This is a genomic window from Endozoicomonas sp. SESOKO4, assembly GCF_024606275.1.
Genome location: NZ_JAHHPS010000512.1, coordinates 1 through 6496, shown reverse-complemented (window position 1 = coordinate 6496; position 6496 = coordinate 1). Strand labels below are relative to the sequence as shown.

Here is a 6496-nt window from a genome sequence, read left to right as displayed (position 1 = left end):
CTGTGCGCTGGTATCTGCGCATATTACGCTTTGCGGATCGAATGGACATTATCCGGGTTTTTGGGGTTAAGCCTGATTTTCCCGGATTCATGGTGACTCAATCTTCAGGTTTTGACGCTGCACGTCTTGACTTACCATCGCAGCTGAGCAGAGACTTCACCTCCGAACCTGACGACAAGGGTGAATTCCAACGTCATCTGGAAGCCGCCATGCACGGTGCGGCTGATCTGGCGCAGGTCACCGGGCAACTTCAAGATTGGCGCAAAAAAAACTACACCCAGGTCTACGGTCTTGCTGCCAATGGCGCAAAGATCTCTGAAAACTTTGAATGGACCACTGAGCCAGTGCAGAGAATGAACCAGTTTATTGATGACAATGTCCGGCGCAAAATGGCTCAGGAGGCCGGAATTGTAGTCTGTTCAGACCCCAGCCACAAAGCCTGCAAAGCTGATCAGAAAAAAGGGATCACTCGTGGTATTCATAACAGCTGGTATGATCTTCAGCAGGTGGCCATTCCAGCCAAAATGACGCTGCTGGAAAAGATGCAATACAGACATGACCCGTCGCTGCTGAACCCGGCAACACAACAGGCATTGGAGAAAGAGGTGCAACGGCTGAAAAGCGAAGGTATTCGGATGAATCCGGGCACCCTTACGCAAACCACGCTGGCTTCGGAGGCAGCCCAAAAAGTCCTGAAACAGCGGGGGATTGCCGTGGTCAGCGAGATGCGACACCACTTTTTTTTCAGCGACAATGACCTCCTGGTAGAGAGGGAAATGCTGGTACCGAAGAAGATAGTGAAACCTGATGCTCAGGAGGATGCTCCAGCGGGGTGGGCATGAACAATCCTTTGATCTCGCTATGAAAATAAAGTTAGAGAGAGTGGTACCCTAATGGAATTTTGTACAGACAGTGACTCCAGATAAAGCGAGATTCAATCATACGGAAGCCTGTAAATAATAAGTTTTCAGTATTCCCTAAACTGCCTCACATCATTGTCCCGTAATAAGGTTTTTGCTATACAACTATTAATAGAGAGAACCTGTGAATAGGAATTCGCCATGCCAAGGATTGGAAGCAAAAGAGATATACCTCCCTCATTCCTGTCAACGGATGATAAAACTGAAAAGAAGAAGCCAGAAAAAGAAATGCCAAAATAGTGGGTCAGCATCTGAGTCTGATAATTGATAAATAAAAAATGGATAAAATATGAAACTAAGAGGCCCATTCAGAGCAATTTGGCATTTTAATGCTACCAATGACACAAAAAAGTTAGAAGCTGAACAGAAAAAATTTAAAGGTAGGACTGTAGAAGCCGCAAGCCATATTCATGCTGTTAACTACATTCATCAAGGGCATTTTAACCTCTGTGGTGATGCCTGTGTAGAAATGCTCAGAAGATTTTATGGCGATAACCCATTACGTGCTACCACGACAAACTCAAAAAAAGTTGAATCACTTTCTACCAACCCAAGAGGAATATTTAAAGGATTGTCATTAAAAAAAGTATACGAAGAGGCTGATCATTCAAGTTTCAAATTATCTGAATTGCAATTCCCTGATTCATCTGTACCGAAAGAAGAATTAGTTAAATCTTTAACTGAACTGATTTCTGAGGCACCTATTCTTCTTTCATATAGAGAAAATAACTTCTATGGTCATTATGCCCTGTTAATAGGCATTATTGGGGATAAATTAGTCGTTCACGATCCGTGGTCCGGAGGTAGTGAAATAGAATCTGTAGAATGGTTACTGTCACTGCTTTCAGAACATGAATTAGAAGGATTTCTTGCACAAGACAAGGCTGCTGATGACATATTTCCAACAGGCATCATTACAATAAAAGTTGATTCAGAAGATTCTGAATCTTCTGAACCTCCTGAATCTACAGAAGATCTGGATAGTTTACTTGCTAGAGTAAAAGAGCGCCTTAAACGTCAAGCATGATTTGTCTCCTTCCCATGCACCTGAGACTGTCGCGAAGCCCGAAAGCAATTTGATGAGGTTTTGCGACAGTCCCCGGAGCAAGAAGCAGTCAAAAAAGTGATCACCCCACATTCGCTGCTGTAAAACCTTTTCAGAATTAAGGTTGGCGCTGCCACCATGAAGTGCTCAAGTAAAACATTGAGCAGCAGGATAGAACGCACCGGGAGTCCTGTCGGACTCCGGGCTGTCCCTCTCTGCGCTAAAAAGACTATGCTCCTCACTCTTTCCGGTGATTAAAAAAAATAATATGAACTTGCTTTTTTAGAAAATTATGTAAAAAACAATGCCTTGAAAAAAATTATTCTCTACATCATCACTGCCCTTCAATTCTGCCGCTATTATTGAATAAGTTTTCTTTCATCTCGGACAGCAATCCTCTGATTCTGTCTGAAAAAACGAACCTTCATTCTCAACCGATCATTCAAGTCATGTAATGGAACTATCAGGAGGCTGACCGGAGAGGGTCACTTCCGGTTGCGTGTGAAGCTTGTCTTACAGAAGGCGCTTGTGGTTTATCACTGCGAAGGCCCCTGCGCTTTTTTCTGAACAGCGAAATTGATCGGGAGCCGTTGACTGATGATCAAATTACTGAGAACTCCGCTTTGCAAAACCGTAGCTGCAGCTGCTATCACTCTGGGGGCAGTCCTCGGCCCGTTTCAGGCCTATTCCTTTCAGGGTGATGAATTGGTGATCTGGGTAGGCGGTGACAAGGCCTACAACGGTATCCGGGAAGTAGGCAAAGGGTTTGAGAAAGACACTGGAATCAAAGTAAAGGTTGAGATTCCGGAAAATATTACCGATCGTTTTCAACAGGCGGCAGCGTCAGGTGGTGGACCGGACATTCTGTTCTGGGCCCATGACCGATACGGTGAATGGGCCCAGAGTGGCCTCCTGTCTTCTGTAAACCCGGCCCCGGATTTCAAAAGCAAAATTGACGATCTGGGCTGGGAAGCCATGACAGTCAACGGCAAAATCTATGGTTATCCTGTCTCTATGGAAGCCATCAGCCTGATCTACAACAAAGACCTGTTACCAGACCCTCCCAGCTCATTTGAAGAAATGTTTCCCCTCAAGGACAAGTTGGCTAAAAGCAAAGAAGGTAAAGTCACCACCATTATGTGGGATCAGATCCAGCCTTACTTCACTATGCCCATGCTCGCTGCAGATGGCGGTTATGTCTTCAAGAAAACACCAACAGGTTATGATGTCAAAGACACCGGAGTCAATAATGCCGGCGCCATGGCCGGTGCAAAAATGCTGACCGAGCTGATTGATAAAGGCGTTATGCCCAGAGGTGTTGATTATGGAGTCATGGAATCCAGCTTCAACAAGGGTCAGGCAGCCATGATGATTACGGGCCCCTGGGCCTGGTCAAACCTCGACAAGACCAAAATCGACGGCAAAAATCTGAATTATGGTGTGGCAGCTTTGCCTGGCATCAATGGCCAGCGTTCAAAGGCATTTGTCGGCGTCTGGGGGGCCACTCTGAACAGTGCCAGTCCCAACAAAGCCCTGTCCAGAGAGTTTCTTGAAAATTACCTGCTAACAGACGACGGTCTTCGTACTATGAACAGTGATGTTCCGCTAGGTGCTGTGGTCAACAAAAGCTACATGAAAGAATTGGAAAAAGATCCTCGCATCAAGGTTACTTACGATAATGCCATCAATGGTTTGCTCATGCCCAATGTACCGGAAATGGGAAAATTCTGGTCGGCTATGGAGTCTGCACTGATGAACATCACCTCCGGCAGACAGGATTACAAGAGCGCGCTTAATGAAGCAGCCAAGCAGATTGTCGACTAGGCTGTCAGTCTAGGAGACTGACTCTGACAGGTTCCCGACAGGCTGACTCTGACAGGCCGGTGTACCATATTTTCGTTAGCCCGTTTAGCAGTCAGCCGCCTTCCAGTTACATCAATGCTATGAAATACGACGTGTAATTTCTTGAGTGATTCCTACAGTGTCACGCTCTCGACATCAGAATATGTGAGTTAAATCTGCCCCGGGAGGCAACTTTATGGAGGCTGATCAGAAAGCACAGAGCCCAATGATCTGGTTGGTGTGGGGAGTAGTTGCCCTGATTGACCTGATACTGCTCTATGGCGTGACCTTAATGTACGCCCGGGGAGAAATTGCCTTTGCTCTGATTATTCTTTTAATTGCCTGTGTCGGTACCTGGGTATTCATCAGCCATAAGGGCTACAACTACCGGTATGTTTTCCCTGCTCTTCTGGGGGTATCGGTATTTATAGTTTTCCCCCTTATTTATACGGTATATGTCGCATTCACAAATTACAGCTCCAGCCATCTCTTATCTTTGGAGCGCGTCAAAACCCAACATCTGGGCAAAACCTACAGAGCAGAAGGTGAGTCCTATCATTTCAAGATCTATCAGCAAGGAGCCAATTATCGAATTCTTTTCATCAGCAACAAGGAGACAGACAAGCACCTCGTAAGCCAGCCGTTCAACGAAACGGTCATTCCAACGCCACTGAAAGCTGACTTTTCACCGGACCTTCCTGAAGGTAATAAATTACCACTCAGGGATACTATCAGGCTTCGGAATATTCTCAAAAAACTAGCCGTAGAACTGCCTGACAACACCGAGCTGACAATGACCAGCCTGAGAAAGTTTGGTCCCATGTCAAAAATCTACCGGGACATGGGTAATGATATTCTGCAAGATACCCGCAATGGCAACCTGCTAAAGCCTGATCATACAACGGGCTACTATATCGAAGTGCCTGAAGGACAGCCTGATTCCGCAGGTGAGCAAGTAGGACCAGGCTTTGTCGTCTATAACGGCTGGGATAATTTCGTTCGGGTTCTCAAAGATCCTGGTATCCAGGGCCCTTTTTTACAAATTTTCATCTGGACTCTGGTATTTGCTGCTCTCTCGGTACTCTTTACCATGACTGTAGGTTTGCTCATGGCCTGTCTGGTGCAATGGGAACCCCTCAAGGGCAATGGCGTTTACCGATTGCTGTTAATACTCCCTTATGCCGTCCCGGCCTTTATTTCTATTTTAATTTTCAGAGGCCTGTTTAATCAGAATTTTGGTGAAATTAATATGTTGCTGAACCTGCTATTGGGTATCCAACCGGAATGGTTCAGCAATGAGTATCTGGCTAAAACCATGGTCCTGATCGTTAATACCTGGCTGGGTTATCCCTACATGATGATTCTCGCCATTGGCCTGTTAAAGTCTATTCCGGATACTCTTTACGAAGCTTCAGCCATAGACGGCGCCTCCCCAATACAGAACTTCTTCAGCATCACTTTCCCGATGATCATAAAGCCACTAACGCCGATGTTGATCGCCAGCTTTGCATTCAACTTCAACAATCTGGTTCTGATTGCACTGCTGACTGATGGTGCTCCCAATATCATTGGTGCCAGCACACCAGCCGGTGCCACCGACATTCTGGTGAGCTATACCTTCCGCATTGCATTTGGTCAGTACGGTCAGGATTACGGCCTGGCCTCCGCTATAGCCACCTTCATCTTCATCATGGTGGGTGTCATAGCCTGGGTGAACCTGAAAGCGACCAAACGGGTAATGGAGTGAACGACTATTATGGTACAGCCTAGAAACCTGAAATACCGGGTGTGGTTCGCAAGAATTTTTATGATTCTGTTTCTCTGTCTGATCATGTTTCCCTTCCTGATGATCATTTCGGTGTCTTTCCGTTCCGGTAATTTCGCCACCGGAGACCTGATACCCCGCAACCCCAGTCTGGAGCACTGGTATCTGGCTTTTGGTATTCCCTGGGAGAATGCCGATGGCTCCATCACCCAGCCTCCCTTTCCGGTCCTTCTCTGGTTATGGAATTCTGTCAAAGTGGCGTTTATTTCCACCGTGTTGATTCTGCTGCTCTCAACCACGGGAGCCTACGCATTCGCCAGACTGAGATTCCGGTTCAAGGAGTCCATGCTGACCGCCATGATGATTTTGCAGATGTTTCCAGCCGTACTGGCACTGGTCGCCATATACTCACTGTTTGAACAGATAGGCAACTATGTTCCCTGGTTAGGACTGGACACTCTGGGTTCGGTGACTGTCGCTTATCTGGGTGGACTGGCTCTGCACATCTGGTTGATCAAGGGCTACTTCGAAACGATAGATTCATCCCTTGAAGAGGCAGCAGCGATCGACGGAGCAACGCCCTGGCAGGCGTTTCGTTTTGTGTTACTGCCACTTTCAACGCCCATTCTGGCGGTGGTATTCATCCTGGCCTTTATTACCAGTATTGCTGAATACCCGGTAGCTTCAGTGCTTTTGCAGAGTATGGATAACCTGACGCTGGCGGTTGGCTCCAGACAATACCTGAATCCACAAAATTATCTCTGGGGTGATTTTGCTGCGGCAGCCGTTCTGTCGGGTCTGCCCATCTCTATTATTTTCCTGTTGTGCCAGCGCTGGATTGTCGGTGGTCTGACTTCAGGTGGCGTGAAAGGCTAGCAGCCTGTCGGACTTAAGCGTCCGTAGCGAGGATTGCAAGAAATTGAG

At 46.8% G+C, this 6496-nt stretch carries 5 protein-coding genes; all 5 read left to right on the top strand.

Features of this window, described 5'->3' with window-relative positions; genetic code table 11:
• Positions 1-842: hypothetical protein (locus KDK16_RS10040; protein WP_257275917.1), on the top strand; the 842-nt coding region annotated here is incomplete at its 5' end.
• A gap of 367 nt (positions 843-1209) precedes the next feature.
• A complete protein-coding gene (locus KDK16_RS10035) occupies positions 1210-1947 on the top strand; it encodes a C39 family peptidase (protein WP_257275915.1) in 738 nt (245 codons plus the stop codon).
• A 615-nt stretch (positions 1948-2562) separates the two neighbouring features.
• Positions 2563-3789, top strand: coding sequence for a maltose/maltodextrin ABC transporter substrate-binding protein MalE (gene malE, locus KDK16_RS10030; RefSeq protein ID WP_257275913.1), 1227 nt, complete (start codon positions 2563-2565; stop codon positions 3787-3789).
• Positions 3790-4003: 214 nt separating this feature from the next.
• Positions 4004-5554, top strand: a complete 1551-nt coding sequence (malF, locus tag KDK16_RS10025) for a maltose ABC transporter permease MalF (RefSeq protein WP_257275911.1) — start codon at positions 4004-4006, stop codon at positions 5552-5554.
• A gap of 9 nt (positions 5555-5563) precedes the next feature.
• Positions 5564-6448, top strand: a complete 885-nt coding sequence (gene malG / locus KDK16_RS10020) for a maltose ABC transporter permease MalG (RefSeq protein WP_257275909.1) — start codon at positions 5564-5566, stop codon at positions 6446-6448.
• Positions 6449-6496 lie beyond the last annotated feature (48 nt).